Here is a 5,284-nt window from a genome sequence, read left to right on the forward strand (position 1 = left end):
CAAGCGGTTAAGACACCGCCCTTTCACGGCGGTATCACGGGTTCGATTCCCGTACGGGTCATTTTAATAATTATTCCGGAGGATTACCCAAGTCCGGCTGAAGGGAACGGTCTTGAAAACCGTCAGGCGGGTAAAACCGTGCAAGGGTTCGAATCCCTTATCCTCCTTTGTTAAGAAATCACCAAAAGTTATCACCTTTCTATAGTCAATAAAGACTATATATTATCGCGGGGTGGAGCAGTCAGGTAGCTCGTCGGGCTCATAACCCGAAGGTCGTAGGTTCAAATCCTGCCCCCGCAATTGCTTTTAAATAAGCAAACAGTTATTAGTGACGCAACACAATAACGATGGTTTGGTAGTTCAGCTGGTTAGAATGCCTGCCTGTCACGCAGGAGGTCGCGGGTTCGAGTCCCGTCCAGACCGTTATCATTATAATTATTTGGCGCAGTAGCTCAGTTGGTAGAGCAACGGATTGAAGCTCCGTGTGTCGGCAGTTCGATTCTGTCTTGCGCCATTGAAAGAAGAAACATGCGGGTGTAGTTTAGTGGTAAAACCACAGCCTTCCAAGCTGTTGTCGCGAGTTCGATTCTCGTCACCCGCTTTTTTTCTTTAAGGGCCTATAGCTCAGCTGGTTAGAGCGCACGCCTGATAAGCGTGAGGTCGATGGTTCGAGTCCATTTAGGCCCATAATTTTAAAAGGCCCGTTGGTCAAGCGGTTAAGACACCGCCCTTTCACGGCGGTATCACGGGTTCGATTCCCGTACGGGTCATGTTTGCAAACATTTAGCTTTTGTGCTGAATGTTTTTTTCTTTATAAAATGTTTCTATGAAAACGTTGACATTTTAGCCGCAATAAGGTATTCTATGCTTGTACACAACAAGTAAATAAATGGATAGTGATTGTTTAAATACAAGCTAAACCTAATTTTTCCAATGAAGGAGAGTTTCTTCTTTTTTGGAAAGGTTGGGTTTTTCTTTTTTTACAATTAAAGGAGTGAAGCATGAAGAAGGGAGCGAAAAAATGGTTATTCAAAAAATTTTGAATAATAATGTTGTGATTACGTTGGATGTAAATGAGCAGGAACAAATCGTAATGGGACGGGGGATTGCATTTAAAAAGAAAATTGGTGATTTTATCCCGGAGGAGCAAGTTGATCAAGTGTTTCGTTTAGCGAACCAGGATACTTCTTTGAAATTCCAAGAATTATTGGGTGAACTGCCTTTAGAAGTAATGCAGCTGTCTGATGAGATTATCACATACGCTAAGACGAAACTAGGTAGGAAACTAAATGATACTATTTTTATTTCCTTAACTGATCATCTCCATACTGCTTTGGAGCGGATGAGACAGGGAATTGAAGTGAAGAATTTTTTATTATGGGACATTAAGCGTTTTTTTGCAGATGAATATTTCATTGGAAATAAAGCAGTCGAGATGGTCAAAGAGAAGTTTGAGGTACAATTGCCAGAAGATGAAGCAGGATTTATTGCTTTACATTTAGTTAATGCTGAAATGGATGAAGAAGTTGGTAATGTTTATGAACTAACAAAAATTATGCAGGAAATTACAAATATTGTTAAATATCATTTTAAGATTACTTTTAATGAAGACTCGGTCTATTTTTATCGTTTTAGTACTCATTTAAAATTTTTTGCTTATCGCTTATTAAATCATAAAGAATTTCATGATGAAGAAGATGGAGAATTATATGAAGTAATCAAAAAGAAGTATCGTAATGCGTATAATTGTGTGAATAAGATTTCTGAATTTTTATTTGAACGTTATGACTATATGATTTCTGAAGAAGAGAAAATGTATTTGATCATTCATATCGCACGAGTAGTACAGACAAATGGTTAACAAGATTATTCAATCTTAGTATAGATTAATAATGGAATGAAAGGTGGATAGAAGTACAGTAGCAACTACAGCAAGCCCCCTTGGATAGTGACATTAAGTTGGCTAAACCTTCAAATGTAATGTATTAAAAAAACGAAACTTTGGAGGAACAAAAAATGGGAAAATATCATGATTTAGCACAGAAAATTGTAGATAACGTAGGTGGAAAAGAAAATATCAATAGCTTAACACATTGTATTACGCGCTTACGTTTTAAGCTGAAAGATGAATCAAAAGCAAACGACGATATCTTAAAAAATATGGATGGCGTTGTGACGGTAATGAAAAGTGGCGGACAATATCAAGTCGTGATCGGAAATCATGTACCTGCCGTTTATGAAGATGTCGTAAGCATCGCAGGAATTTCAGCAGATGCGGAGCAAGAATCTGCTGGAGGAAATCTATTTAATCGTTTGATCGATATTTTAAGTGGCTGTTTCCAACCATTCTTAGGTGCATTAGCTGCGGCCGGTATGGTAAAAGGACTAAATGCGTTACTTGTTTTCTTGAAATTATATTCAGCTACTTCTGGAACATATACGATGTTAAATGGTATTGGCGATGCAATATTTTATTTCATGCCAGTGATTTTAGGCTATACAGCAGCTCGAAAATTCAATTTGAACCCAATGGTAGGAATTGTTATTGGAGCAGCTCTTTGTTACCCTACGGTGCAAGGGAGTGCCTTACAAGCAGCCTTTGAAACAACAGCAGGCGCAGGAGCAGCTGCTCCTTATAGTTTGTTAGGCTTACCTGCTTATGACACGTTTTTAGGTATTCCATGGGTTGGTGCTGGTTATACAAGTAGTGTAGTACCGATCATATTCATTGTTGCTTTTGCAGCTCAAATCCAAAAACTCTTCAAGAGATTAATTCCTGAAGTTGTTCAAACGTTCTTGGTACCGTTCTTTGTATTACTGATTGCATTACCAGTTGGTTTCTTAGTAATTGGTCCAATCATTAGTATGCTGACAGATTTATTAAGTGCCGGTTTCCAAGCTTTAATGGGCTTCTCACCAGCATTATATGGCGTTATTCTTGGTTTCTTCTGGCAAGTATTGGTTATTTTTGGTTTACACTGGAGTGTTGTACCACTAGCTATTATGCAAATTACTCAAGAAGGCGCAAGCAAGTATTAGTTGGTTCTTTTGCTGCAAGTTTTGCTCAAACAGCAGTTGTTATGGCAATGTTCTTCAAATTGAAAGATACAAAAATGAAAGCTTTATGTCCGCCAGCAATCATCTCAGGAATTTTTGGTGTAACTGAGCCGGCAATTTACGGAATCACATTACCTAAAAAAACGCCTTTCATTTTTTCAATGATCGGGGCAGCAGCTGGTGGATTGTATTTGATGATCAATGGTGTAACGTCATATACCATGGGTGGTTTAGGAATCTTCGGTGTTTTAAACTTTATTAATGGTGATGATGCAAGCGGGATGATCCATTCATTTGTATCCATCTTGATCGCAGTAGTGATCGGGTTTGCATTGACATTCTTCTTCTGGAAAGATGATACAGTTGTGGAAGAAGTAACCGAAAATAAGAAAGCACAAAAGGCAATTAAAGAAGCTGTTTTGAGCCCAGTTAAAGGACGAGTTTTACCATTAAGTAAAGCAAGTGATCAAGCATTCGCACAAGGTGCCTTAGGTAAGGGTGTTTTGATTGAACCAACAGAAGGCGTTGTTAGAGCACCTTTTGATGGAACTGTAATGACGTTGTTCCCAACATTGCATGCAATTGGATTGATATCAGATCAAGGGATGGAGTTATTGATCCATATCGGTATGGATACGGTTCAACTAGAAGGAAACGGCTTTGAAGCAAAAGTAGCCCAAGGAGATAAGGTGAAAAAAGGACAAGAGTTAGTGACATTCGATATTGAGGCGATCAAAGCTGCTGGATATAGTGTAGAAACGCCAGTCATTGTTACGAATACGGGTGACTATCTAGATATTGTAGAGACACAAGAACGAGAAGTTACTTCAAATGATACTTTGATTACAGGATTAACTTAAAAATTATAGAGAAAAATTAGCTTGCAGCAACGTTTGCCACATGTTGCTGTAAGCTTGTAAAAGAAGGGAATTTTAATGATATGGGATTTAGAAAAGACTTTTTATGGGGCGGCGCGACAGCTGCCAATCAATGTGAAGGCGGATATAACGAAGGTGGACGCGGTTTAGCGAACGTGGATCTTGCACCAGTAGGACCAGATCGTTTTCCAGTGATCACAGGGGAGAAAAAAATGTTTGCGTTTGATGACGAACATTTTTACCCAGCTCAAAATGCGATCGACATGTACCACCGTTACAAAGAGGACATCGCATTATTTGGCGAAATGGGTTTTAAAACTTATCGTTTATCGATCGCATGGAGCCGTATTTTCCCTCTAGGAGACGAAACAGAGCCAAATGAAGAAGGTTTGAAGTTCTATGAAGATTTGTTCAAAGAATGCCGCAAATACAATATAGAACCCCTTGTAACGATCACTCACTTTGATTGTCCAATGCACTTAGTAGAAAAATATGGCGCATGGCGGAGTCGTGAAATGGTTGGTTTTTACGAAAATCTATGTAACGTGATYTTCAACCGTTATAAAGGCTTAGTAAAATACTGGTTAACGTTCAACGAAATCAATATGATTTTACAYGCACCATTTATGGGCGCAGGTCTTTACTTTGAAGAAGGCGAAAACAAAGAACAAGTYAAATACCAAGCGGCACATCACGAGTTACTAGCAAGTGCCATCGCAACCAAAATYGCTCATGAAGTCGATCCAGAAAACCAAGTCGGTTGTATGTTAGCGGCTGGGACAAACTATGCCTATACATGTAAACCCGAAGATGTCTGGGCAGCRCGCAAGGCTGATCGTGAGAATTTCTTCTTTATCGATGTGCAATCTCGTGGAGAATACCCAGCTTATGCGTTRAAAGAATTAGAACGTGAAGGCATTGAATTACCGATCGAAGACGGTGATTTAGAATTACTGAAAGCAYACACAGTGGATTTCATCTCCTTCTCTTATTATTCATCTCGTGTTCAATCAACTGATCCTGCGATCAATGAAAAAACAGCTGGAAACATCTTTGCCTCAGTGAAGAATCCATACTTGGAAGCAAGTGAATGGGGCTGGCAAATCGATCCACTAGGCTTACGTACAACAATGAATGACTTATATGATCGTTACCAAAAACCATTGTTTATCGTTGAAAATGGCTTAGGAGCAGTAGATACACCAGACGAAAATGGCAACGTGATCGATGATTATCGTATCGAGTATTTAGCCGCACATATCCAAGCGATGAAAGATGCGGTAGAACTTGACGGCGTAGACCTATTAGGGTATACAACATGGGGCTGTATCGATCTTGTTTCAGCCGGA

General features: G+C 39.3%; 2 protein-coding genes, 7 tRNA genes and 1 pseudogene. All 10 read left to right on the forward strand.

Annotated elements, in window-relative coordinates:
• Nucleotides 1-77: 77 nt before the first annotated feature.
• Nucleotides 78-167 (forward strand) — tRNA-Ser (locus V192_RS0118630).
• Nucleotides 168-226: 59 nt separating this feature from the next.
• Nucleotides 227-300: transfer RNA gene (locus V192_RS0118635), tRNA-Met, on the forward strand.
• Nucleotides 301-349: 49 nt separating this feature from the next.
• A tRNA-Asp gene (locus tag V192_RS0118640) sits at nt 350-423 on the forward strand.
• A gap of 18 nt (nt 424-441) precedes the next feature.
• Nucleotides 442-514 (forward strand) — tRNA-Phe (locus V192_RS0118645).
• A gap of 16 nt (nt 515-530) precedes the next feature.
• A tRNA-Gly gene (locus tag V192_RS0118650) sits at nt 531-601 on the forward strand.
• A 12-nt stretch (nt 602-613) separates the two neighbouring features.
• Nucleotides 614-687: transfer RNA gene (locus V192_RS0118655), tRNA-Ile, on the forward strand.
• A gap of 11 nt (nt 688-698) precedes the next feature.
• Nucleotides 699-770, forward strand: a tRNA-Glu gene (locus V192_RS0118660).
• Nucleotides 771-1,021: 251 nt separating this feature from the next.
• Complete coding sequence (gene licT, locus V192_RS0118665) at nt 1,022-1,861, forward strand: BglG family transcription antiterminator LicT (RefSeq protein ID WP_025873759.1); 840 nt, start codon at nt 1,022-1,024, stop codon at nt 1,859-1,861.
• A gap of 155 nt (nt 1,862-2,016) precedes the next feature.
• Nucleotides 2,017-3,917 (forward strand): annotated as a pseudogene (locus V192_RS20755) (beta-glucoside-specific PTS transporter subunit IIABC).
• Nucleotides 3,918-3,997: 80 nt separating this feature from the next.
• The coding region (locus V192_RS0118675) for a 6-phospho-beta-glucosidase (RefSeq protein WP_025873760.1) at nt 3,998-5,284 on the forward strand (1,287 nt) is incomplete at its 3' end.

Origin of the sequence: Enterococcus crotali (genome assembly GCF_000633635.1) — a bacterium.
GTDB lineage: Bacteria > Bacillota > Bacilli > Lactobacillales > Enterococcaceae > Enterococcus_L > Enterococcus_L crotali.